At 59.0% G+C, this 21,905-nt stretch carries 25 protein-coding genes; 16 read left to right on the plus strand and 9 right to left on the minus strand.

All coding sequences use genetic code 11. The annotated features are described in order from the left end of the window. Window positions 1–107: 107 nt before the first annotated feature. Entirely contained in the window at window positions 108–1,328 is a 1,221-nt protein-coding gene (locus PMI37_RS12140) for a CaiB/BaiF CoA transferase family protein (protein ID WP_008081120.1), read from the minus strand. 13 nt (window positions 1,329–1,341) lie between these two features. Continuing rightward, window positions 1,342–2,523: an acyl-CoA dehydrogenase gene (locus tag PMI37_RS12145; protein WP_008081123.1), complete on the minus strand. Its 1,182-nt coding sequence runs from the start codon at window positions 2,521–2,523 to the stop codon at window positions 1,342–1,344. Between the two features lie 158 nt (window positions 2,524–2,681). Between PMI37_RS12145 and PMI37_RS12150 the strand changes: the two genes are divergently transcribed. The 10 genes from PMI37_RS12150 to PMI37_RS12195 all read left to right on the plus strand — a co-directional run bounded on the left by PMI37_RS12150 (window position 2,682) and on the right by PMI37_RS12195 (window position 12,590). Continuing rightward, window positions 2,682–3,581: a LysR family transcriptional regulator gene (locus tag PMI37_RS12150; RefSeq protein ID WP_008081126.1), complete on the plus strand. Its 900-nt coding sequence runs from the start codon at window positions 2,682–2,684 to the stop codon at window positions 3,579–3,581. A gap of 434 nt (window positions 3,582–4,015) precedes the next feature. Beyond that, window positions 4,016–5,137 carry a Re/Si-specific NAD(P)(+) transhydrogenase subunit alpha gene (locus PMI37_RS12155; RefSeq protein WP_008081127.1) on the plus strand — a complete coding sequence of 374 codons (1,122 nt, stop codon included), beginning with the start codon at window positions 4,016–4,018 and terminating at the stop codon, window positions 5,135–5,137. Window positions 5,138–5,152: 15 nt separating this feature from the next. Continuing rightward, window positions 5,153–5,473, plus strand: coding sequence for an NAD(P) transhydrogenase subunit alpha (locus tag PMI37_RS12160; RefSeq protein ID WP_003187417.1), 321 nt, complete (start codon window positions 5,153–5,155; stop codon window positions 5,471–5,473). Then, complete coding sequence (locus PMI37_RS12165; protein WP_008081130.1) at window positions 5,473–6,906, plus strand: NAD(P)(+) transhydrogenase (Re/Si-specific) subunit beta; 1,434 nt, start codon at window positions 5,473–5,475, stop codon at window positions 6,904–6,906. Before PMI37_RS12160 ends, PMI37_RS12165 begins: the two co-directional genes overlap by 1 nt. Before the next feature lie 214 nt (window positions 6,907–7,120). Then, window positions 7,121–8,614: an acetyl-CoA hydrolase/transferase family protein gene (locus PMI37_RS12170; protein WP_008081132.1), complete on the plus strand. Its 1,494-nt coding sequence runs from the start codon at window positions 7,121–7,123 to the stop codon at window positions 8,612–8,614. Between the two features lie 321 nt (window positions 8,615–8,935). After that, window positions 8,936–9,151, plus strand: a complete 216-nt coding sequence (locus tag PMI37_RS12175; RefSeq protein ID WP_008081135.1) for a DUF1127 domain-containing protein — start codon at window positions 8,936–8,938, stop codon at window positions 9,149–9,151. Between the two features lie 374 nt (window positions 9,152–9,525). Then, on the plus strand, window positions 9,526–9,843 hold the full coding sequence (locus PMI37_RS12180) for a DUF2388 domain-containing protein (RefSeq protein WP_008081137.1): 318 nt from the start codon (window positions 9,526–9,528) through the stop codon (window positions 9,841–9,843). A gap of 108 nt (window positions 9,844–9,951) precedes the next feature. Beyond that, complete coding sequence (locus tag PMI37_RS12185) at window positions 9,952–10,269, plus strand: DUF2388 domain-containing protein (protein ID WP_008081138.1); 318 nt, start codon at window positions 9,952–9,954, stop codon at window positions 10,267–10,269. A 42-nt stretch (window positions 10,270–10,311) separates the two neighbouring features. After that, complete coding sequence (locus PMI37_RS12190; RefSeq protein WP_007911662.1) at window positions 10,312–10,632, plus strand: DUF2388 domain-containing protein; 321 nt, start codon at window positions 10,312–10,314, stop codon at window positions 10,630–10,632. Next, window positions 10,629–12,590 (plus strand): DUF7844 domain-containing protein, encoded by a 1,962-nt coding sequence (locus PMI37_RS12195; protein WP_008081141.1) that lies wholly within the window; start codon window positions 10,629–10,631, stop codon window positions 12,588–12,590. The genes PMI37_RS12190 and PMI37_RS12195 overlap by 4 nt, the downstream gene beginning before the upstream one ends. Window positions 12,591–12,760: 170 nt before the next feature. Here PMI37_RS12195 and PMI37_RS12200 read toward each other — a convergent pair whose 3' ends face one another. From PMI37_RS12200 to trpB, 3 genes are all read right to left on the minus strand, one after another. After that, the gene (locus PMI37_RS12200) at window positions 12,761–13,216 is read right to left on the minus strand and encodes an anti-virulence regulator CigR family protein (RefSeq protein ID WP_008081143.1); all 456 of its coding nucleotides are present in this window, start codon (window positions 13,214–13,216) and stop codon (window positions 12,761–12,763) included. Between the two features lie 122 nt (window positions 13,217–13,338). After that, complete coding sequence (gene trpA / locus PMI37_RS12205) at window positions 13,339–14,151, minus strand: tryptophan synthase subunit alpha (protein WP_008081145.1); 813 nt, start codon at window positions 14,149–14,151, stop codon at window positions 13,339–13,341. Then, a complete protein-coding gene (gene trpB / locus PMI37_RS12210) occupies window positions 14,151–15,398 on the minus strand; it encodes a tryptophan synthase subunit beta (protein ID WP_008081147.1) in 1,248 nt (415 codons plus the stop codon). Before trpB ends, trpA begins: the two co-directional genes overlap by 1 nt. A gap of 114 nt (window positions 15,399–15,512) precedes the next feature. On the opposite strand from trpB, the gene PMI37_RS12215 reads away from it, so the two are divergent. Further along, window positions 15,513–16,430, plus strand: a complete 918-nt coding sequence (locus tag PMI37_RS12215) for a LysR family transcriptional regulator (RefSeq protein WP_008081149.1) — start codon at window positions 15,513–15,515, stop codon at window positions 16,428–16,430. Here PMI37_RS12215 and PMI37_RS12220 read toward each other — a convergent pair. Further along, window positions 16,403–16,729, minus strand: a complete 327-nt coding sequence (locus PMI37_RS12220) for a DUF883 family protein (protein WP_007911686.1) — start codon at window positions 16,727–16,729, stop codon at window positions 16,403–16,405. The two genes, PMI37_RS12215 and PMI37_RS12220, sit on opposite strands and share 28 nt — an antisense overlap. A 157-nt stretch (window positions 16,730–16,886) precedes the next feature. Between PMI37_RS12220 and PMI37_RS12225 the strand changes: the two genes are divergently transcribed. Together PMI37_RS12225 and PMI37_RS12230 are read left to right on the plus strand one after the other, a co-directional pair. Beyond that, window positions 16,887–17,102, plus strand: coding sequence for a dodecin (locus PMI37_RS12225; RefSeq protein WP_008081151.1), 216 nt, complete (start codon window positions 16,887–16,889; stop codon window positions 17,100–17,102). A 127-nt stretch (window positions 17,103–17,229) separates the two neighbouring features. Then, the gene (locus PMI37_RS12230; RefSeq protein WP_008081153.1) at window positions 17,230–17,454 is read left to right on the plus strand and encodes a DUF1161 domain-containing protein; all 225 of its coding nucleotides are present in this window, start codon (window positions 17,230–17,232) and stop codon (window positions 17,452–17,454) included. 157 nt (window positions 17,455–17,611) lie between these two features. Here PMI37_RS12230 and PMI37_RS12235 read toward each other — a convergent pair whose 3' ends face one another. Continuing rightward, window positions 17,612–18,613: an LLM class flavin-dependent oxidoreductase gene (locus PMI37_RS12235; protein ID WP_008081155.1), complete on the minus strand. Its 1,002-nt coding sequence runs from the start codon at window positions 18,611–18,613 to the stop codon at window positions 17,612–17,614. 241 nt (window positions 18,614–18,854) lie between these two features. Here PMI37_RS12235 and PMI37_RS12240 point away from each other — a divergent pair, with 241 nt between their 5' ends. After that, window positions 18,855–19,286, plus strand: coding sequence for an OsmC family protein (locus PMI37_RS12240; protein WP_008081156.1), 432 nt, complete (start codon window positions 18,855–18,857; stop codon window positions 19,284–19,286). Between the two features lie 266 nt (window positions 19,287–19,552). Further along, complete coding sequence (locus PMI37_RS12245) at window positions 19,553–19,792, plus strand: DUF1161 domain-containing protein (protein ID WP_008081158.1); 240 nt, start codon at window positions 19,553–19,555, stop codon at window positions 19,790–19,792. A 6-nt stretch (window positions 19,793–19,798) separates the two neighbouring features. Here the strand turns inward: PMI37_RS12245 and PMI37_RS12250 are convergent, their stop codons facing one another. Then, window positions 19,799–20,218 (minus strand): PA0061/PA0062 family lipoprotein, encoded by a 420-nt coding sequence (locus PMI37_RS12250; protein ID WP_008081161.1) that lies wholly within the window; start codon window positions 20,216–20,218, stop codon window positions 19,799–19,801. A gap of 41 nt (window positions 20,219–20,259) precedes the next feature. Beyond that, window positions 20,260–20,682, minus strand: coding sequence for a PA0061/PA0062 family lipoprotein (locus PMI37_RS12255; protein ID WP_008081163.1), 423 nt, complete (start codon window positions 20,680–20,682; stop codon window positions 20,260–20,262). A gap of 60 nt (window positions 20,683–20,742) precedes the next feature. Between PMI37_RS12255 and PMI37_RS12260 the strand changes: the two genes are divergently transcribed. Further along, window positions 20,743–21,879, plus strand: a complete 1,137-nt coding sequence (locus PMI37_RS12260) for an aminopeptidase (RefSeq protein WP_052635289.1) — start codon at window positions 20,743–20,745, stop codon at window positions 21,877–21,879. Window positions 21,880–21,905: the final 26 nt, after the last annotated feature.

The raw sequence follows: 21,905 nt of genomic DNA on the forward strand, positions 1-21,905 counted from the left end.
AACCGTTAATTTCGCTTTTCTTTCAATCACTTGCAGATTGGTTAAATAACGACCAAATGCACCCATATATAGGCAGCAAACGTGGTTCCTATATATAGAAGGGATCTTCAGAGCACCCCAGCCGCCTTCAGCTCAGCCACCGCACCCGCGCCCAAGCCCAGCACACCCTGCAGAACCTCCAGCGTATGCTCACCCAACAAAGGCGGGGCACGACGATACTCAACCGGTGTCTGCGACATACGAATCGGGCTGGCCACCTGCGGCACCATTCCCGCCAACGCATGTGGCAACTCTATCGCCAGGCCACGGGCCTTCACCTGCGGATCTTCAAACACCTGCGACAGATCATTGATCGGCCCACAAGGTACGCCCGCCTGCTCCAGCTCGGCAACCCACTCGGCAGTCGTCTTGAACACCGTCGCCTGGCGAATCAGCGGAATTAACACCGTCCGATTCGCTACTCGCAGCTTATTAGTAGCAAACCGCGGATCGTCAGCCCACTGCGGCTGCCCGGCCACTTCGGCAAACTTGCGGAATTGCCCGTCATTACCCACGGTAAGAATGAAATCGCCGTCAGCTGTAGGAAAGTCCTGATAAGGCACGATGTTCGGATGCGCATTGCCCAGACGCTTCGGCGCGTTGCCCGTCGTCAGGTAATTCATCGCCTGGTTCGCCAGACACGCAACCTGCACATCCAGCAACGCCATATCGATGTGCTGACCACCCCCGTCGTGATCGCGATGAGCCAACGCCGCCAGTATCCCGACAGTCGAATAAAGCCCCGTAAGGATATCCGTCAGTGCCACACCGACCTTCACAGGCCCGGCACCTTCATCACCCTCGGGACGACCGGTCAGACTCATCAGCCCGCCCAGCCCCTGAATCATGAAGTCATAGCCAGCACGCTTGGCATAAGGCCCGGTCTGGCCGAACCCGGTAATCGAGCAATAGATCAGGTTCGGATTGATCGCCTTCAGCGACCCATAGTCCAGCCCATAAGCCGCCAGACCACCGACCTTGAAGTTCTCGATGAGGATGTCCGACTTCGCCGCCAACTCGCGCACCAGCTTCTGACCCTCGGGGCGGGTGAAGTCGATGGTCACCGATTGCTTGTTGCGGTTGGCCGACAGGTAATAAGCCGCTTCCGAGGTGTTCTCGCCATAAGCGTCTTTAAGGAAGGGCGGCCCCCAAGCGCGCGTGTCGTCACCATTACCCGGGCGCTCAACCTTGATCACCTCGGCGCCAAGGTCGGCGAGGATCTGCCCGGCCCACGGCCCGGCCAACACGCGCGATAAATCCAGTACCCGCAGATGCGACAGCGCGCCCATGGTCGCTCTCCTATTAATAGAACGCCTGCAGACCGGTTTGCGCACGCCCAAGGATCAGTGCGTGAACGTCATGAGTACCTTCATAGGTATTCACCACTTCCAGGTTGACCAGGTGACGCGCCACGCCGAATTCGTCGGAGATACCGTTGCCGCCGAGCATGTCGCGCGCCATACGGGCGATGTCCAGCGACTTGCCGCAGGAGTTGCGCTTCATGATCGAAGTGATTTCGACCGCAGCGGTACCTTCGTCCTTCATGCGACCCAGGCGCAGGCAGCCTTGCAGCGCCAACGTGATCTCGGTCTGCATGTCGGCCAGTTTCTTCTGGATCAGCTGAGTAGCGGCCAATGGGCGACCGAACTGTTGGCGATCCAGCGTGTACTGGCGGGCGGTGTGCCAGCAGAACTCGGCAGCGCCCAGTGCACCCCAGGAAATGCCGTAGCGCGCAGAGTTGAGGCAAGTGAACGGGCCTTTCAGACCGCGCACGTCCGGGAAGATGTTCTCTTCCGGCACGAACACGTTGTCCATAACGATCTCGCCGGTGATCGACGCACGCAGGCCGACCTTGCCGTGAATCGCCGGAGCGCTCAGGCCTTTCCAGCCCTTCTCCAGGACGAAGCCACGAATGTCGCCGGCATCGTCCTTACCCCAGACTACGAACACGTCGGCGATCGGGCTGTTAGTGATCCACATCTTCGCGCCGGTCAGGCTGTATCCACCGTCGACTTTGCGGGCCCGGGTAATCATCGCGCCCGGGTCGGAACCGTGGTTTGGCTCGGTCAGACCGAAGCAGCCGATCCACTCGCCGGAAGCCAGTTTCGGCAGGTATTTCTGTTTCTGTGCTTCGGTGCCGAATTCGTTGATCGGTACCATTACCAGCGACGATTGCACGCTCATCATCGAGCGATAGCCGGAGTCGACCCGCTCCACTTCGCGAGCAATCAGGCCGTAGCTCACGTAGTTGAGGCCGCTGCCACCGTATTGCTCAGGGATGGTCGCGCCCAACAGGCCGACTTCGCCCATTTCGCGAAAGATCGCCGGATCAGTCTTCTCATGACGGAAAGCTTCAAGAACACGCGGCGCGAGCTTCTGCTGAGCGAACTGCTCGGCGGTGTCGCGGATCATGCGCTCTTCTTCGGTGAGCTGTTGATCCAGCAGCAGGGGATCGATCCAGTTGAAGCTAGCTTTACCGCCCATGAGTGTGTCCTCGCAAATCGGGTGAATTAACGTGGCATTGATCCTAGGCGTGGTTCGTCGTCGCGGCAAACGAGGATTTCGCATTCTGTTGTGCTAATTTCTCACTCCGAAACGTCGCGAAATGCCTTTTATGCGGCGCATTAGTGAGGTTGACGTACATGCGCAGGAAGATCCCCAGCACCACCGCCCTGATCAGCTTTGAAGCCGCTGCACGCCACGAGAGCTTTACCCGCGCCGCCGAAGAACTTTCCCTCACCCAGGGCGCCATTTGCCGACAAATCGCCAGCCTTGAGGAGTTCCTCAGTGTGGAACTGTTCCGACGCTCGCGACGCGGGGTGAAGCTGACCGAAGCGGGACTTTCCTACAGTCGCCGGGTCGCCACGCAACTGGATGCAGTGGAGCGCGACACGTTGTCGGTGATGGGCCAGCAAGGCACCAATGTGATCGAGTTGGCGGTGGTGCCAACCTTCGGTACGCAATGGCTGCTGCCGCGCCTCAAGGATTTCCAGCTCAAGCACCCGGAAGTCACGGTCAACCTGACCAACCGCACCCGGCCCTTCCTGTTTGCCGACACTGAATTCGATGCCGCGATCTACTTCGGCGATGCCGACTGGTCTGGTACCGAATCCCACAGGCTGATGGGCGAAAATCCGATGCCGGTGTGCAGCCCCGCCCTACTCGGCAACAAGACGCTTCTGACCGCCGACGAGATTGCCGAGCTACCGCTACTGCAACAGACCACCCGCCCTTACGCCTGGCGACAGTGGTTCAACTCGCAACACCTGAATATCCCCCGCGACATGACAGGCCCGCGCTACGAGCTATTCTCCATGCTCGCCCAAGCGGCCATGCACGACATGGGGATCGCGCTGATTCCACCGTTCCTGATTCAGCGCGAGTTGGCTGAGAACCGCCTGGTGATTGCCAACCCGCAGGCACTCGCCAGCATCAAGGCCTATTACCTGATGATTCCCGAACGAAAGGTCGAATCGGCGTCTTTAAAGGCATTTCGCGACTGGCTGGTAAATCAGGCACAGAGCTACAGCCTAGAAGGGTGAAGGCTTTCAGCGATTATTGACCTCGTAGTCAGAAAAACCAAAGCCCTACAGATATAAGTATTTGTCGCATATGCGCAGACTGTATCCGAAAGTCGTACAGACGTCCTACAAGCGCCTGAAGACGTGGCTTTGAGCCTCCATTCACGACGTATTGCGGTCTATTCACGTCACCGATGAGAAATTTTTCCATATTGCGCCAGAATCCTTGCAGGGCACGGCCTGTAAGGGATTCGACAGGGCATGTGCGACATTCGGTCACGGCATGACTTGTAGTTAATTTTCCGTCACCCGTCATAATCCCTTGAAGGGCATAAAGTTCGCCTGCAAAATGCCGCGCCCCGCCCTGATTTGGCGGGATCGTGCTGATCGGCCGCCCCAGTCGCACCATCCGTAGTGCATGGGTTTACTCAATAAGATCACGCAGGAGATTTGACGTGCACATTGGTGTTCCTCTCGAAACCCAGACCGGTGAAACACGGGTTGCTGCAACCCCGGAAACCATTAAAAAGCTGATCGGCCAAGGTCATAAGGTCACTGTGCAAACCGGCGCCGGCGTTAACGCCAGTGTGGTCGACAGTGCCTATGAAGCGGCAGGCGCAACCATTGGCAGTGCCAATGACGCGTTTGGCGCCGAGCTGATTCTCAAAGTGGTCGCGCCAAGCGATGCCGAACTCACGCTGATCAAGCGCGGTACGGTGTTGGTCGGCATGCTCAACCCGTTCAACAACGAAACCATCGCGAAGATGGCCGAGTGCGGCATTACCGCGTTCGCCCTCGAAGCGGCGCCGCGCACCTCGCGAGCGCAGAGTCTCGATGTGTTGTCGTCGCAGGCGAACATTGCCGGCTATAAGGCTGTGTTGCTGGCCGCTCACCACTATCCGCGCTTCATGCCAATGCTGATGACGGCTGCGGGCACCGTGAAAGCGGCGCGCGTGCTGATTCTCGGCGCCGGCGTGGCCGGGTTGCAGGCGATTGCTACGGCGAAACGTCTGGGTGCGGTGATCGAAGCGTCCGACGTGCGTCCGGCGGTGAAAGAGCAGATCGAATCCCTCGGCGCTAAGTTCGTCGACGTACCTTACGAGACCGATGAAGAGCGCGAATGCGCCGTCGGTGTCGGCGGTTACGCGCGGCCAATGCCGGCGAGCTGGATGCAGCGTCAGGCGCAGGCCGTGCACGAGCGCGCCAAGCAAGCTGACATCGTCATCACCACCGCGCTGATTCCGGGCCGCAAGGCACCGACGCTGTTGAGCGCGGACACCGTGGCGCAGATGAAACCGGGTTCGGTGGTCATCGACCTCGCAGCTGCTCAGGGCGGCAACTGCCCGCTGACCGTGGCTGATCAGGTCGTGGTCGAAAATGGCGTGACCATTTGTGGCCCGACCAATCTGGCCGGCGAAGTCGCTGCAGACGCTTCGGCGCTGTACGCACGCAACCTGCTGGACTTCCTCAAGCTGGTCTTCACCAAAGAAGGTCAGTTCGACGTCAACCTCGAAGACGACATCGTCGCCGCGTGCCTGATGTGCCGCGACGGCCAAGTCATCCGCAAAAACGCCTAAGCAGGGATTCAGACGATGGAAGAGCTTATCTCCCCCGGTATCTACAACCTGATCATCTTCGTGCTGGCGATTTATGTCGGTTACCACGTGGTCTGGAACGTTACACCTGCGCTGCACACGCCATTGATGGCAGTGACCAACGCCATCTCGGCGATCGTGATCGTCGGCGCCATGCTCGCGGCCGCACTGACCGTTACGCCGCTGGGCAAAACCATGGGCACCCTCGCCGTGGCACTGGCCGCGGTCAACGTGTTCGGTGGCTTCCTGGTCACCCGCCGCATGCTTGAGATGTTCAAGAAGAAAGCCCCGAAAGTAAAAGAAGAGGCGCCGAAGTAATGAGCATGAATCTCGTCACGACGCTCTACCTGATCGCGTCGATCTGCTTTATCCAGGCCCTCAAAGGCCTGTCGCACCCGACTACTTCGCGGCGCGGCAACCTGTTCGGCATGCTCGGCATGGCGTTGGCCATCCTGACCACTGTCGGCCTCATCTATAAGTTGGGCGCTGAGCTGGCCACTGCCGGTATCGGCTACGTCATCGTTGGCCTGTTGGTCGGCGGCACGGCCGGTTCGATCATGGCCAAGCGCGTTGAAATGACCAAGATGCCGGAACTGGTCGCCTTCATGCACAGCATGATCGGCCTCGCGGCAGTGTTCATCGCGATCGCTGCGGTGGTTGAGCCGCAATCGCTGGGCATCGTTAAACAGCTGGGCGACTCGATCCCGGCGGGCAACCGCCTGGAGTTGTTCCTCGGCGCTGCCATCGGTGCGATTACTTTCTCCGGTTCGGTGATTGCCTTCGGCAAGCTGTCGGGCAAATACAAGTTCCGTCTGTTCCAGGGCGCACCGGTACAGTTCACCGGTCAGCACAAGCTGAATGCCGTGCTGGGTCTGGCTACACTGGCACTCGGCCTGACCTTCATGTTCACCGGCAACCTCACCGCGTTCGCGCTGATGCTGGCGCTGGCGTTCGTGATGGGCGTGCTGATCATCATCCCGATTGGCGGCGCCGACATGCCGGTGGTGGTGTCGATGCTCAATAGCTATTCGGGCTGGGCGGCGGCGGGAATCGGCTTCTCGCTGAACAACTCGATGCTGATCATTGCCGGTTCGCTGGTGGGTTCGAGCGGTGCGATCCTCTCGTACATCATGTGCAAGGCGATGAACCGTTCCTTCTTTAATGTACTGCTCGGCGGTTTCGGCAACACGGCCGATGCAGGCCCTGCCGGTGCGAAAGAAGCACGTCCGGTGAAATCCGGCTCGGCTGACGACGCGACCTTCCTGCTGACCAACGCCGACACCGTGATCATCGTGCCGGGTTACGGCTTGGCAGTAGCGCGTGCGCAGCATGCGCTGAAGGAATTGACCGAGAAGCTGACTCACCGTGGTGTGACCGTGAAGTACGCGATCCATCCGGTTGCCGGCCGTATGCCGGGGCACATGAACGTTCTGCTCGCCGAGGCCGAAGTGCCTTACGATCAGGTGTTCGAGATGGAAGACATCAACTCCGAGTTCGGCCAGGCCGACGTGGTGCTGGTGCTGGGCGCGAACGACGTGGTCAACCCGGCGGCGAAGAACGATCCGAAGTCACCGATTGCCGGCATGCCGATTCTCGAAGCGTTCAAGGCCAAGACCATCATCGTCAACAAGCGCTCGATGGCCAGCGGCTATGCCGGCCTGGACAACGAGCTGTTCTATCTGGACAAGACCATGATGGTGTTCGGCGACGCGAAGAAAGTCATCGAAGACATGGTTAAAGCGGTCGAATAATTCCCCGCTGCAACACCGAACGCCCCGACTTGTCGGGGCGTTTTTGTTTGCGCAAACAGTCGGACAATATGCCGCGTTGTTGCAGATCCGGTAACGGTGTTTTACTTGAAACCCGCTAAATAGACGCCTCGTTTGCGACCTTGGTAGCGGGACAGGCGCCCGTCAAATTCACTAGACTGCGCATCCTGCTACTCGCTTCCCGAGATAATAATCCATGTACCGTGACCGTATTCGCCTGCCTTCGTTGTTGGATAAAGTGATGAGCGCCGCCGACGCAGCCGCTCTGATTGAGGACGGCATGACCGTTGGCATGAGCGGTTTCACCCGTGCCGGCGAAGCCAAAGCCGTCCCTCACGCACTGGCCGAGCGGGCCAAGGTCACGCCGCTGAAGATCAGCCTGATGACCGGTGCCAGCCTGGGCAACGACCTCGACAAGCAACTGACCGAAGCCGGCGTACTGTCGCGACGCATGCCGTTCCAGGTCGACAGCACCTTGCGCAAGGCGATCAACGCCGGCCAGGTGATGTTCATCGACCAGCATTTGTCGGAAACCGTTGAGCAACTGCGCAATCAGCAACTAAAGCTGCCGGACATCGCGGTCATTGAAGCCGTGGCCATCACCGAACAAGGCCACATCGTGCCGACCACCTCGGTGGGCAACTCGGCGAGCTTCGCGATTTTCGCCAAACAGGTGATCGTCGAGATCAACCTGGCGCACAACGCCAACCTCGAAGGCCTGCATGACATTTATATCCCGACCTACCGTCCGACGCGCACGCCGATCCCGCTGGTAAAAGTCGACGACCGCATCGGTAGCACCGCAATTCCGATTCCGCCGGAGAAGATTGTCGCCATCGTTATTACCCAGCAGTCGGATTCGCCGTCCACCGTGTCGACGCCGGACGTCGATACCAACGCCATCGCCGAGCACCTGATCACCTTCTTCAAACAGGAAGTCGACGCCGGGCGCATGACCAACAAGCTCGGCCCGTTGCAGGCCGGTATCGGCAACATTGCCAACGCGGTGATGTGTGGCCTGATCGATTCGCCGTTCGAAGACCTGACCATGTACTCCGAAGTGTTGCAGGATTCGACCTTCGATCTGATCGATGCCGGCAAGCTGAGCTTTGCTTCGGGCAGTTCGATCACCTTGTCGGAGCGCCGCAACAGTGACGTGTTCGGCAATCTGGAGAAGTACAAAGACAAATTGGTGCTGCGTCCGCAGGAGATCTCCAACCACCCGGAAGTGGTGCGTCGCCTGGGCATCATCGGCATCAACACGGCGCTGGAGTTCGACATCTACGGCAACGTCAATTCGACCCACGTCTGCGGTACGCGGATGATGAACGGTATCGGTGGCTCGGGTGATTTCGCGCGCAACGCGCATCTGGCGGTGTTCGTAACTAAATCGATCGCCAAGGGCGGCGCGATTTCCAGCGTGGTGCCGATGGTCAGCCACGTTGACCACACCGAGCATGACGTCGACATTCTGGTGACCGAAGTCGGTCTGGCTGACCTGCGTGGCCTGGCGCCACGGGAACGTGCGCGGGTGATCATTGATAACTGTGTGCACCCGGACTTCCGCCAGGCACTGAACGATTACTTCACGGCAGCCTGTGCTATCGGCGGCCACACGCCGCACATCCTGCGTGAAGCGCTGAGCTGGCACATGAATCTGGAAGAAACCGGGCGCATGCTGGCCGTGTAATTCACACAGATAAACCGCTGATGCAAACACAGTTTGCGTCAGCGAACTTCCGCAAGTCATGCGACCGACAAAAACTGTACTGCTGTACTGGTCATTTCCTACGGCATTTGCCTACCTTTCCTGCCGAAATAAGCAAAAATGCACCACTTAAGTGCGCATAGGTACAGTTTGCTCAATTTTGACCCGTACACCGCGTATAAACAGTTAACTGGTCACTCACAATACTGTTGAACTGTATCTAGAGGGACTAGGCAAACGAGAGGATCATGGGCACCAGTCAAACCACTACCTGATCCCGCCACAAGCGGAAGGATGTCAACCATGGAACGTACACTCAGTTCCGAACTGTTCTTCGAAGACAAAGCTGTAAACACCCAGGCTTCCCTGCCTCTGCGCGTTCTCGCCAACCTGATGTTGTGGCAGCGCCGCATCTCCAGCCGCCACCAGTTGGCCCGTCTGGATTCGCGTCTGCTGGCTGACGCCGGTATCAGCGAAGCACAACGCTACGAAGAGCTGAGCAAGCCGTTCTGGCGCTAAGCAGCGTCGCTGGCTCTGGTCGTTAGACCCACCGCCAGCAACCCGAATTGAACAAGCAAAACCCGTCGTGGGAAACCGCGACGGGTTTTGTCGTTTTAGCTCTTGAAAAGCAATACCAGTACAGTTCACATAATTTGAAATAAGACCACTACAATTGTAGGAGCTGCCGAAGGCTGCGATCTTTTGATCTTGAAAATCCAAAGCAAAAGATCGCAGCCTTCGGCAGCTCCTACGGTTTTTCGTCTGGATGCTGGTTTGGCGAACGGATCTGCGCCTAATATCCACACAGAACGTGGCGAATGATGCGCAACAGGCGTCTGACTCCTCAGATACCGAGCCACCTCTCAATACGGTTTATTCACAGGAGTTACCCTATGTCCCGTCTTCGTCTGCTCAGCGCTGCCGCCCTGCTGGCCGTGGCTGCCAACGCCAGCGCCACCAGCTTCATCGTTACCACCGACGCCGTCGTGGGTGCGCTGAAATCTTCCTCCGATGCCACTTCCGACGTGACCTCGTCGTTCCGTGACGACAAAATCGTCCTCGCTGCCCGTGATGACGCGGCCAGCTTCGTCGCCACCCAAGGCGACATCCGTGGCGTGAAACTGGAAAGCGCGCTGGATCACATTCGCCACCAGGCTCCACAACTGAACGCGACTGACGCGGAGCTGGCTCAGGCCATCCTGACGATCTAATCGCTGCAAGGCATTACGGGACACGCCGGGCGTGTCCCGATGTTTCGAGACTGGCTCTGGCCCGGGCATTGCGCTAGCCTTGCGGCTCGCTAACAGTTACCGAGTCCGATGCGTTTTCTTCCAAGTCTGCTGATCCCTTCCGTTTTGCTGAGCGCCTGTTGGGCGACGTCGGTCGATGCCTATGATGCTTTCAACGCGTCGACGCAAGGCATTGTCGTCAGTGGTTACGCCACCAGCATGGTGTCTTCCGCGCCTTTCGACCGTAAACTGCTGTTCGCCGCTCACGATGACGCGGCAGCGTTCGTGGCCAGTGACGGCCAATTGCGTGGGGCGCAGCTGGAATCCGCGCTTAATTACCTGCGTAAAAAACGGCCGAAACTTCATGTCTCTGATCTTGAACTGGCAGAAGCAATTCTCGTCCAATAGTTAACCTAGCCCTTAGTTAACCTGTCCCTTCGGAGTCGTTCCATGCGTAGCCCGCTGATTGCTGCCGCCCTTGGCCTGTTTTTGTTGGCCGACGTGGCCCAGGCGCACACCCTGGTAGCCACCAGTAACATCATCGTTCGTGCCTCCCAGCGCACCATCGATTTCACCTCCGACACCACCACGTCGATTCGCGACTCGAAGATCATCCGTGAAGCGCACGATGACGCCGCCAGTTTCGTCGCCACCAACGGTGATATCCGTGGCGCGCATCTGGAAGCCGCCCTCAACACCTTGCGCACGCGCGTCCCGGAAGCGCGCGACGCCAGTGATCAGGTCCTCGCCGAAGCCATCCTCGCACTGTGAAGTCACTCGGCGCCTGGCTGCTGGCCGGGGCGTTGTTGCTGCTTGGCAACAGCGCCCACGCCAGCCTGCAATTGCGGCTCAAGACTGACGGTCTGAGCCCCGCCCAACAACAGGCCAGTCAGGCGTTGATCGATGAGGCCATGCAGAGATTGCCGCCGAGCTTTATCGAGCGGCTGGATCGGCGCATTGATGTCGGCTGGACCGACGACATGCCTGCCAATGCCTACGGCCAGGCCACGCTGGTTGCCGAACTCGATCTGAACCGCAAACTGCTCGCCAGCCTTACCGACGGCAGCGCAGCGAAAGAAAAAACCAATCGCCCCCACGGCACAGTGCGCCAGGAATTGCTCGCCACGGTGCTGCACGAAATCACCCACATTTATGACCGCGCGCGCTTGTGGCCAGCCGCCGAGCGCACGCTGATCCAGCGCTGCACACGCCGCTTCAACAGTGCCGGGCTGATTGGCATTCCTGACGAATGCCGTGGCCAGAACGGTCGCCGCTTCACCCTCAGCGACGACCCGCGCGTGCTCGACCTCGCCGGTTGGCAGCAATACGTCGGCCGTCGCGGTGAACGCGAGCAGCACAACCGACAGATCGCCCGCAGCCCGGATCTGTACGAAATTTCCAGCCCGAAAGAGTTCGTCGCGGTCAACATGGAGTATTTCCTTCTCGACCCGAGCTACGCCTGCCGTCGCCCGGCGCTGTATCGCTATTACCAGCAACACTTCGGCTGGGCGCCGCCGGCCAAGGACACTTGCAGCAAGACCTTTGCGTTTTTGAACGCGGGTAACGATTTCGCCAAACAGCCTTTAGGGCAGGTCGATCCGGAGCGGGTTTACGCGGTTGATTACTTGTTGGCCGAAGCCAATCAGAACTGGGTCAGCCGCTGGGGCCACAGCATGTTGCGCCTGGTGATCTGCGCGCCGGGCCGTCCGCGTGGCCCGGATTGCCGACTCGATCTGGATCAACATCTGGTGTTGTCGTACCGCGCCTTTGTCGGCGATGTGCAGCTGTCGAGTTGGGACGGACTGGTCGGCAAATACCCTTCACGGCTGTTCGTCCTGCCGCTTGCGCAGGTGATCGACGAATACACCAAGACCGAATTGCGCAGCCTCGCCTCCGTGCCGATCAACCTGTCACGGGAAGAGATCGAGGGCGTGGTCGAGCATGCGGCCGAAATGCACTGGAGCTACGACGGCAACTACTTCTTCCTCTCCAACAACTGCGCGGTAGAGGGTCTGAAACTGTTGCGCAGCGGCAGTGACAACAGCCAGTTCGTCGGGTTGGACAGCATCATGCCCAACGGCTTGCTGGAAGTGATGAAGGGGCGCGGGTTGGCCGATACCAGCGTGCTCGATGATCCGAAAGAAGCGCTGCGTCTGGGTTATCGCTTCGACTCGTTCCGCGATCGCTACCAGGCGATGTTTGATGTGCTGAAGAAACAACTGCCGATCAAACAGACCACCGTTGAGGAATGGCTGTCGCTCACTGCCGAAGAACGCCGCGAGTGGTTCGAGCGTGCGGATCTGCGCACCAGCGCTGCCTTGTTGTTGCTGGAGCAGGCGAGTTATCGACGTCAGTTGCTGTTGGCTCAGGATGAGGTCAAGCAACGATACCTCGGTGCTCGCGAGCTGGAAAATGGCGGCATGGACAAGGCCAACGCGACGTTGCAGGAAATCCTCGCCAACAGTGGATTCCTCAGTCGTCCGGCAGAGCTTCTTGATAGTCGTGGTTATGGGTTGCCACAGCCGAGTGAGTTCAAGCGACTGGAAGATGAAAGCAGCCAGCGGCAGAAGAAGTTGCTGGTGCTGTCGGGGGATCTCGACGCGGAGGTGCGCAAGTTGCTGGAGCCGAAGCGCGCTGCCGAGATTGCCGCGAGTGAGGAGAATGTGAAGCAGATTGGCGCGCATTTGCGCAAATTGCACAAGGCTTCTGGCGGCCTGGAACTCCCCTGAAACTGAGCCTGATTGCATACCTTGTGGCGAGGGGATTCATCCCCGTTGGGTCGCGAAGCGGCCCCAAAATCAGCGAACCCGGTCAATCAGATAAACCGCGTCCGCTGGACTGCGACTGCTGCGCAGCCGAACGGGGATAAATCCCCTCGCCACAGGTGATGTGTGTCAGATCAATACAGGACGCCATCCAGGATTTCGTACACGATCCCGGTACCCACCGCGATCAGCACGATATCGCCCCCCGCCCGGCGCCATTCATACCCCGGATACACCGGCAAGCGACCCAACGCGCGATTATCCAGACGCTCCCCGTAATACCCATGCGGCAACGGCCGGCCACGCTCCAGATGAATCCCCGGAGGCGGCGGCGCCCCGCGGACAAAGTAGCCATGATTGTCGCGAATGGTCTGGCGCACCGGGCCAAAGTCGCGCGGTGGCGGGCCACCACGGTGGTTGTTCTGCGGGCCGTGGTGATCATCACCATGGTTGTCGCCGCGGTTGTCGTGTTGGCCCTGCTGCGGGCCGCCGTGGTCGTGATCATCGCGCTGATCGGCGCTGGCCAGCAGCGGAGTCGCGCTGATCATCAGCACGCCCAGTCCGGCCATCAGACGTTTCGGCATTTTCATCGAGTCTTTCCTCACGGCACAAACAGCAAAAAGGGCCTCAGAACGATGTTCTGAAGCCCTCGGTCTTGCTGGATTAGTCTGCACTTTGAGGTGCTAATTCCTCTGTATCAGGAACTTTACCTTCAGCTGACGCGGGCCTTACGCACGCCTTCGGAGAGTGCCGAGCACAGGCCCAACACACCGTCGACGGCTTGGGCTGGAGTGGTCGCATTAGCGATGTGATCGATCAATGCCGAACCCACCACCACACCATCAGCCAGACGCGCGATGGCCGCCGCTTGCTCCGGGGTACGGATGCCGAAACCGATGCTGATCGGCAGATCGGTATGCCGACGCAGACGGGTCACCGCCTCTTCGACGTGTTCCAGCGTTGCAGCGCCAGCACCGGTCACACCAGCCACCGACACGTAGTAAACGAAACCGGAACTGCCATTGAGCACTTTAGGCAAACGCGCATCATCGGTGGTCGGGGTGGTCAGACGGATGAAGTCCAGACCTGCAGCCTGCGCCGGATCACACAGCTCGGCATTGTGCTCAGGCGGCATGTCGACCACGATCAGACCGTCGACACCGGCCTCTTTCGCGTCAGCGATGAAGCGCTCAACGCCATACATATGAATCGGATTGTAGTAACCCATCAACACCAGCGGGGTATCGCTGTCGCCTTCACGGAACTCGCGAACCATTTGCAGGGTTTTCACCAGATTCTGTTTGGCGCCCAAGGCACGGATGTTCGCCAACTGGATCGCCGGGCCGTCGGCCATCGGGTCGGTGAACGGCATGCCCAGCTCGATCACATCGGCGCCGGCACCCGGTAAACCTTTGAGGATCGCCAGCGAAGTGTCGTAGTCCGGATCACCGGCGGTGACGAAGGTCACCAGCGCGGCACGGTTCTGTTCTTTCAGGTCGGCAAAACGGGTTTGCAGGCGGCTCATCAGTGTTTCTCCTGCTTGGATGGCTCTTGTTGAGCGTTTTCCATGTGATGCATGACGGTCTGCATGTCTTTGTCGCCACGGCCCGAGAGGTTGACCACCATCAGGTGATCCTTCGGCAGCTTCGGTGCGCGTTTGAACACTTCAGCCAAGGCGTGGGCGCTTTCCAGTGCAGGAATGATCCCTTCCAGGCGGCAGCATTTGTGGAACGCGTCGAGGGCTTCGTCGTCGGTCACCGAGGTGTACTGAACGCGACCGATGTCATGCAACCACGCGTGTTCCGGGCCGATGCCCGGGTAGTCGAGGCCGGCGGAAATCGAGTGGGCGTCGATGATCTGGCCGTCGTCGTCCTGCAACAGGAACGTACGGTTGCCGTGCAACACACCCGGAACGCCGCCATTCAGGCTCGCCGCGTGCTTGCCGGTTTCGATGCCGTAACCGGCCGCTTCAACACCGATGATCTCAACGCTCTTGTCGTCGAGGAACGGGTGGAACAGGCCCATCGCGTTGGAACCGCCACCGATGCACGCCACCAGGCTGTCCGGCAGACGACCTTCCTGTGCTTGCAACTGATCGCGGGTTTCCTTGCCGATCACGGCCTGGAAGTCGCGAACCATCGCTGGGTATGGATGTGGGCCGGCCACGGTGCCGATCAGGTAGAAGGTGTTGTCGACGTTGGTCACCCAGTCACGCAGGGCTTCGTTCATCGCGTCTTTCAGAGTGCCGGTGCCAGCAACCACTGGAATCACTTCAGCGCCCAGTAATTTCATGCGGAAGACGTTGGCCTGCTGACGTTCGATGTCAGTGGTGCCCATGTAGATCACGCAATCCAGACCGAAACGGGCGGCGACGGTGGCCGTGGCCACGCCGTGCATGCCGGCGCCGGTCTCGGCGATGATGCGTTTCTTGCCCATGCGTCGCGCCAGCAGGATCTGGCCGATGCAGTTGTTGATCTTGTGCGCGCCGGTGTGGTTCAGCTCTTCGCGCTTGAGATAAATCTTCGCGCCGCCGCAGAATTCGGTCAGGCGTTCAGCGAAATACAGCGGGCTCGGACGTCCGACGTAGTCACGCTGGAAGTAGGCCAATTCTTCTTTGAAGGCCGGATCTTCCTTGGCCGCTTCGTATTCGCGGGCCAAGTCGAGGATCAACGGCATCAGGGTTTCCGCCACGTAGCGGCCACCGAACGAGCCAAACAGGCCGTTATCGTCCGGGCCGTTGCGCAGATCAGAGGTGTTCGAAGTCTGGGTCATGAGTTGCTCCAGGTGAATTCGGGTCAAAAGACAATGACGACCACTCTACCCCTGACCTTCCAGGCTGAAAACCGATAAGATCGCCACAACCTGTCAGGAAAACTCACAGATACCATGAGCCATGACCTTCCCCCGCTGAACGCCCTGCGCGCGTTCGAAGCCACCGCCCGGCTGAACAGTGTCAGTCAGGCTGCCGAGCAGCTGCACGTTACCCACGGCGCAGTCAGTCGTCAGCTCAAGGTGCTGGAAGAGCACCTCGGCGTCAGTCTGTTCGTCAAGGATGGTCGCGGCTTGAAACTCACAGATGCCGGTATGCGTTTGCGTGATGCCAGTGGCGAAGCTTTTGATCGGCTGCGCAGTGTTTGCGCCGAGTTAACTCAGAGTACCGCCGATGCGCCGTTTGTGTTGGGATGCTCGGGAAGTCTGCTGGCGCGCTGGTTTATTCCGCGTTTGGGACGATTGAATGCCGATCTGCCGGATTTGCGTCTGCATCTTTCAGCGGGTGAAGGCGATCTCGATCCTCGGCGTCCGGGGCTGGATGCTTTGCTGCTGTTCGCCGAACCGCCATGGCCGGCAGACATGCAAGTTTATGAATTGGCCGCAGAACGTATCGGCCCGGTCATGAGCCCATTGTTCAGCGGCTACCAACGTCTGCAAACCGCGCCAGCCTCGGCCCTGCTCAATGAACCGCTGCTGCACACCACCTCGCGCCCACAAGCGTGGCCAAGCTGGGCACAGCAAAGCGACCTCGACGCAAAAGCGTTGAAGCTCGGGCAAGGTTTCGAGCATTTGTATTATTTACTGGAGGCAGCCGTCGCTGGTCTCGGCGTGGCGATCGCGCCGGAGCCGCTGGTGACGGAAGATTTGAAGGCCGGTCGCCTGGTTGCGCCATGGGGTTTCTGTGAAACCCCGGCGCAACTGGCGTTGTGGCTACCCAAGCGCGCCGCAGACGGACGCGCTCGGCAACTGGCGCAATGGCTCAAGAATGAGCTGCGCCAGAGCGATCACTCGCCGCGCTTGAACAGCAAGTAAGCGGCGAGCAGACCGATTGCACCGACCGCAACACCGGCAGTCGTCCACGGATGTTCCTGCGCGTAGTCGCGGGTGGCGATCCCGGTCTCGCGGGTCTTTACTTTGACTTCTTCATAGGCGTCGCTGAGCAGATGACGCGAATGTTTCAGCGCGCTTTCGGCGTTGCTTTTCAGCGCCTTGAGGGTCTTGCGCGACTCGTCCGAAGCGTCGTCCTTCAGGCTTTCCAACGACTTGAGCAGACTCTCGATCTCGGCTTCCATGCTTTGCAACGAGGCTTTACGTAAAGAGGTGTTGGCCATGGTGGCTCTCCTGCATTGGTGATGAGTGGCGTGTGTTGTTTGGGACTTCAACGGTTTGAGAAAGTGCAGAAAATCTGAACTTCGCCTTCGCAGAGCCACCGAAATCAACAGTGCAGATTCACTGCTAGTCTCAATTCCACACGCCAAGGAGTTCGTTATGAGTGACCACCACACGTACAAGAAAGTCGAGCTGGTCGGTTCGTCCACCACCAGCATCGAAGACGCCATCAACAACGCAATTGCTGAAGCCAACAAGACCATTCGCAACCTGGAATGGTTTGAAGTGACTGAAACCCGTGGTCACATCAAGGACGGCAAGGCAGCGCACTTTCAGGTGACATTGAAAGTCGGTTTCAAGATTGCCAGTAGCTGAGTTTGGTCTAGTCTTCTGAACTTGCGCGCTGGCCGAGTGCCATAGGAATGGCAAAGCGCTACAGGGTGAGTGCATCGGGTGAACGCTCGATGCCCGCCTCTTTTAATCCGACCAGGGAGTGCGACCGATGAAGAAGTTCATGTTGGCAGTAGGTTTGTTGAGCCTTGCGGGTGGTGCGTTTGCTGCCGGTAAGCCTTGTGAAGAGCTGAAAAGCGAGATCGCGGCGAAAATTGATGCCAAAGGTGCGTCCAATTACTCGCTGGAGGTTGTCGATAAAGGCGCCGCAGCTGACGGTAAAGTGGTCGGCACCTGCGAAGGTGGCACCAAGGAAATCGTCTACAAACGCGGTTGATCGCGCCTGAAATACAAAAGCCGACGCCAATGCGTCGGCTTTTTTGTGTCTCATGTAGGAGCTGCGGCACGCTGCGATCTTTTGATCTTGCTCTAAAAACCTGGATCAAAAGATCGCAGCCTCGTTTCACTCGACAGCTCCTACAGGGGGGCGCGCGTTATCCCTTCATGACTTGTGCCAGCAGTTCGTAGGAATGCACGCGATCGGCGTGTTCGTAGAGATCACTGGTGAAAATCAGCTCATCGGCCTGTGTTTGCTCGACCAACACCTCCAGCTTCGCGCGGATTTTCGCTGGGCTGCCGACCATCGCCAGCCCAAGGAAATCACCCACCGCCTCACGCTCATGCGGCAGCCACAGGCCGTCCATGGTTTTCACCGGCGGACGCTGCACCAGACTCTGCCCACGCATCAACGCCAGAATGCGCTGGTACACCGAAGTCGCCAGGTAATCAGCCTGTTCATCGGTATCCGCTGCCACCAACGGCACACCGAGCATCACGTACGGCTTGTCGAGCACTGCCGACGGCTTGAAGTGATTGCGATAAACGCGGATCGCCTCGTGCATGAAGCGCGGGGCGAAATGCGAGGCGAAGGCGTACGGCAAACCACGCTCACCGGCCAGTTGCGCACTGAACAGGCTGGAACCGAGCAACCAGATCGGCACATTGGTACCCGTGCCCGGCATCGCGATCACCCGCTGATCCGGGGTACGCGGGCCGAGGAAACGCACCAGTTCGGCGACGTCTTCAGGGAAATCATCAGCGCTACCGGAGCGTTCACGGCGCAGCGCACGCGCGGTCATTTGATCGGAACCGGGCGCACGGCCCAGACCCAGATCGATCCGCCCCGGGTACAGGCTTTCCAGCGTGCCGAACTGTTCGGCGATCACCAGCGGTGCGTGGTTGGGCAACATCACGCCACCGGAGCCGACACGAATGGTCGACGTACCGCCGGCCAGATAGCCGAGCAGCACCGACGTTGCCGAGCTGGCGATGCCGTCCATGTTGTGGTGTTCCGCCACCCAGAATCGCGTGTAGCCGAATTTCTCGACGTGCTGCGCCAGGTCCAGCGAATTGCGCAGCGCCTGCGCCGGGCTGCCGTTTTCGCGCACCGGCACCAGATCGAGGGTAGAAAATTTTACGTCGGACAGTTGCTTCATAAACCTGCGTCTCCGAGTGAGGCGGCAGGTTTTTCTTGCAAACGAATACCTGCCGAATCCATAAGCTTGTTTGTGCAATAAGGGCATATACCCGAGTTTCAATAGCGGAGCCGAAATTTCCTACTAAAAAAGTCAACGATTCAGACGAGCTGAACTTTGTTCCGACGTCTATCCTCAGAAGCCTTGCAAGCAAAAACCACGACGACGCGGCGTTTCCGCGTCAGATCTTGAGGAGGCAGACATGGCTATCGTGAAGAAAGCATCCGCACATTGGGCAGGCGATCTGAAAACCGGCATTGGCTCGATCTCCACTGAAACCGGTGTCCTCAGAGAAGCACCGTACGGTTTCAAGGCGCGCTTCGAGGGCGGCAAGGGCACCAACCCGGAAGAACTGATCGGCGCTGCACATGCCGGTTGTTTCTCCATGGCGTTTTCGATGATTCTCGGCGATGCGGGCCTTAAGGCTGACAGCATCGACACCCAGGCTGAAGTGACCCTCGATCAGGTTGAGGGCGGTTTCGCGATTACTGCGGTGAAGCTGATCCTCAAGGCGAAAATCCCGGGAGCCACGCAGGCGCAGTTTGATGAGCTGAGCAAAAAGGCCAAGGAAGGGTGCCCGGTGTCGAAAGTGCTGAATGCGCAGATCAGCCTTGAGGCGACGTTGGTCAGTTGATCGCGCGCGATCCAGCCACAGCAACATAATCCCTGTGGGAGCTGGCTTGCCAGCGATAGCGGTGTATCTGGCGACCTCAATGGTCGCTGTGCCGACGCCATCGCTGGCAAGCCAGCTCCCACAGGTTTTTCAGGGCACCTGATATTTCGTCAATTCCTCCACACATCTTGTGAGCGAAGTCAGAACTCGTTTTATGAAAATATGGTCGAATACATGACAGCAGCTTCAGCGCACGCCCGTGCGCGCTGCCTCAGGGAGCTTCACTCATGAAACGTATTGGCTTGGCGATCCTTTGCAGTGCACTGGCCACCTCGGTAGTTGCAGCACCGAAAGACTGCGAAGAACTGAGAAAAGAAATCGAGATCAAGATCCAGGCCAAAGCCGTGCCCTCGTACACGCTGGAAATCGTCAGCAAGGAAGAGGCGGCCAAACACGACATCGCCATGGTGGTGGGTTCGTGTGAGAACGGCACCAAAGCGATCATCTATCAGAAGAACGACTCCTGATAACGCCTACGGCACGCAGTTGATCTGCCGTTCTTCGGCAACGATCTGCCCCTGACGATTGATCAACCGGGCGCTTGGCGTGAAGGCCAGCGAGCGGGCTTCGAGCCGGTAACGTTGCCCGGCTTCGAAGTGGTCATAAGGCACGGTCATGTAACACAGCCGCTCCTGCGGGTCGGTGTCCATGCCCTGGCCGCCGCCGAAAATCTCGAAATCGAAGCGCACCGTCAGTTCATGACTGCCCGGCGTGACCTGGAAAAAACGCCCATCGCGTAGACGCTGATTATCCAGGCGTTCAGCCATCAACACTTTGCCGCCGGGTGTCGGCATCGAAAAATCGACCCAGGCCATCTGTGGATCGACCGCTGGCAGCGGGCTCTGACAGCCGGCAAGCACACTTCCTACCAGCAACAACGTCAACCTGCGCATGATCAAATGTCCTTTGATGTGGACAGCCAGCATACCGCCGATCAAGTCTTCTGGCAGCCCGCCGGTGTGCCCTGCCCCACCACGTTGCGCTGCTCATCATAAAGTTTGGCCCATGGCCGGAAACCGATGCTGCCGGCCTGTAATTGATAACGCTGACCGGCATTGAAATCCTTGAATTTCACGTTCATCCGGCAATCACGCCACAGCGGTTCGGCATCGGGGCCGATGTTGGTGGCGTCGACCGGAAACTGATAGCGCACCGTCAACTCATGGCTGCCGGGCTGTACCTCGAAGTAACGTTTATCGACGGCCTCGCTGCTATCGACCTTCAGCGCTTGCAGTGCCGTGTCCTGCTGCCGTGCATCAAGATCAATCCAGGCTTGCGAAGGGTCCGGATCGGGCATTCCGAAATGGGCACAACCGGCCAGCGTCAGCAGGCCTCCCGTCAGCATCAACATGCGCATAGCGGTGCTCCTTAAGGCGGGATAGTCTTGCGAGCAGACTCTCCGGGGGGATTTCTTATTTTGATCAGGCCGTTTGCAAGCCATGGGTTACTTGATCGCGTTTTTCGGGTTTTGTTTCCGGGTGTGATGTTTTTGTTGCTCAACGGTTGCGCCAGCGTCAGCTATTACGGCCAGTTGGCCAGTGGCCAACTGCAACTGTTGCGGGCGCGTGAGCCGGTGGCAAAGGTCATTGCCGACCCCAGCCGCGACGCCACGTTGCGCGCGCACCTGAGCCAATCGCAAAAGGCCCGCGCATTCGCCAGCGAGCATCTGCACCTGCCGGACAACCAGAGCTATCGCCTGTACGCCGACATTGGCCGGCCGTTCGTGGTGTGGAATGTGTTCGCCACTCAGGAGTTTTCCCTGACGCCGCAGAATCATTGCTTTCCGATTGCCGGGTGCGTGGCCTATCGCGGCTATTACAGCCAGGGCGCGGCGCGGGGTGGAGCGGCGATCCAGCGCTTGCAGGGCATGGACGTGTCGATTGGCGGCGTCGAGGCTTACTCGACGCTCGGCTGGTTCAACGATCCGATCATCAACACGATGCTGGGCTGGGGCGATGAACGCCTGGCCACGCTGATCTTTCACGAACTGGCGCATCAGCGTTTCTATGTGAAGGATGACACCGAGTTCAACGAGTCCTTCGCCACCTTTGTCGAGCAGGAAGGCACACGGCAGTGGCGCGCGTTTCGCGGGTTGCCGGCGGATAGAGACTCTCGGCTAAAGCAACGCGATCAATTCATTGAGTTAGTCCTCGATACCCGCTCACGGCTGGAAAAGCTGTACGCACAGCCATTGCCGGCTGAGCGGATGCGCGAACGCAAAGCGGCCGAGTTCGAACGGTTTCGCCGGGATTATCGGGTGATGAGGGACAGCCAGTGGGCCGGGGACAAGCGCTATGACGCCTGGGTGAACGCGCCGCTGAACAACGCGCGGTTGTTACCGTTTGGGCTGTATGACCAGTGGGTGCCGGCGTTTTCGGCGTTGTTCAAACAGGTCGGGGGGGATTGGCTGAGATTTTATGCTGAGGTTGAGCGGTTGGGTGGGTTACCGGTGACTGAGCGCAAGGCGGCACTGAAAGCATTGGCAGATGATGAGATATCAGTGGCTGATCTGGCCTCATCGCTGGCAAGCCAGCTCCCACAGGGACAGCGCTGAGCCTGAGCACATCGCTCACCTGTGGG

The sequence above is a fragment of the Pseudomonas sp. GM80 genome, assembly GCF_000282515.1.
Taxonomy (GTDB): Bacteria; Pseudomonadota; Gammaproteobacteria; order Pseudomonadales; family Pseudomonadaceae; genus Aquipseudomonas.

Excerpts from the sequence above, each read along its gene's own strand:
- PMI37_RS12140 (WP_008081120.1), bottom strand. The coding sequence starts at position 1,328 with ATGGGCGCGCTGTCGCATCTGCGGGTACTGGATTTATCGCGCGTGTTG.
- PMI37_RS12145 (WP_008081123.1), bottom strand. The coding sequence starts at position 2,523 with ATGGGCGGTAAAGCTAGCTTCAACTGGATCGATCCCCTGCTGCTGGAT.
- PMI37_RS12150 (WP_008081126.1), top strand. The coding sequence starts at position 2,682 with ATGCGCAGGAAGATCCCCAGCACCACCGCCCTGATCAGCTTTGAAGCC.
- PMI37_RS12160 (WP_003187417.1), top strand. The coding sequence starts at position 5,153 with ATGGAAGAGCTTATCTCCCCCGGTATCTACAACCTGATCATCTTCGTG.
- PMI37_RS12165 (WP_008081130.1), top strand. The coding sequence starts at position 5,473 with ATGAGCATGAATCTCGTCACGACGCTCTACCTGATCGCGTCGATCTGC.
- PMI37_RS12170 (WP_008081132.1), top strand. The coding sequence starts at position 7,121 with ATGTACCGTGACCGTATTCGCCTGCCTTCGTTGTTGGATAAAGTGATG.
- PMI37_RS12175 (WP_008081135.1), top strand. The coding sequence starts at position 8,936 with ATGGAACGTACACTCAGTTCCGAACTGTTCTTCGAAGACAAAGCTGTA.
- PMI37_RS12180 (WP_008081137.1), top strand. The coding sequence starts at position 9,526 with ATGTCCCGTCTTCGTCTGCTCAGCGCTGCCGCCCTGCTGGCCGTGGCT.
- PMI37_RS12185 (WP_008081138.1), top strand. The coding sequence starts at position 9,952 with ATGCGTTTTCTTCCAAGTCTGCTGATCCCTTCCGTTTTGCTGAGCGCC.
- PMI37_RS12190 (WP_007911662.1), top strand. The coding sequence starts at position 10,312 with ATGCGTAGCCCGCTGATTGCTGCCGCCCTTGGCCTGTTTTTGTTGGCC.
- PMI37_RS12200 (WP_008081143.1), bottom strand. The coding sequence starts at position 13,216 with ATGAAAATGCCGAAACGTCTGATGGCCGGACTGGGCGTGCTGATGATC.
- trpA (WP_008081145.1), bottom strand. The coding sequence starts at position 14,151 with ATGAGCCGCCTGCAAACCCGTTTTGCCGACCTGAAAGAACAGAACCGT.
- trpB (WP_008081147.1), bottom strand. The coding sequence starts at position 15,398 with ATGACCCAGACTTCGAACACCTCTGATCTGCGCAACGGCCCGGACGAT.
- PMI37_RS12215 (WP_008081149.1), top strand. The coding sequence starts at position 15,513 with ATGAGCCATGACCTTCCCCCGCTGAACGCCCTGCGCGCGTTCGAAGCC.
- PMI37_RS12220 (WP_007911686.1), bottom strand. The coding sequence starts at position 16,729 with ATGGCCAACACCTCTTTACGTAAAGCCTCGTTGCAAAGCATGGAAGCC.
- PMI37_RS12225 (WP_008081151.1), top strand. The coding sequence starts at position 16,887 with ATGAGTGACCACCACACGTACAAGAAAGTCGAGCTGGTCGGTTCGTCC.
- PMI37_RS12230 (WP_008081153.1), top strand. The coding sequence starts at position 17,230 with ATGAAGAAGTTCATGTTGGCAGTAGGTTTGTTGAGCCTTGCGGGTGGT.
- PMI37_RS12235 (WP_008081155.1), bottom strand. The coding sequence starts at position 18,613 with ATGAAGCAACTGTCCGACGTAAAATTTTCTACCCTCGATCTGGTGCCG.
- PMI37_RS12240 (WP_008081156.1), top strand. The coding sequence starts at position 18,855 with ATGGCTATCGTGAAGAAAGCATCCGCACATTGGGCAGGCGATCTGAAA.
- PMI37_RS12245 (WP_008081158.1), top strand. The coding sequence starts at position 19,553 with ATGAAACGTATTGGCTTGGCGATCCTTTGCAGTGCACTGGCCACCTCG.
- PMI37_RS12250 (WP_008081161.1), bottom strand. The coding sequence starts at position 20,218 with ATGCGCAGGTTGACGTTGTTGCTGGTAGGAAGTGTGCTTGCCGGCTGT.
- PMI37_RS12255 (WP_008081163.1), bottom strand. The coding sequence starts at position 20,682 with ATGCGCATGTTGATGCTGACGGGAGGCCTGCTGACGCTGGCCGGTTGT.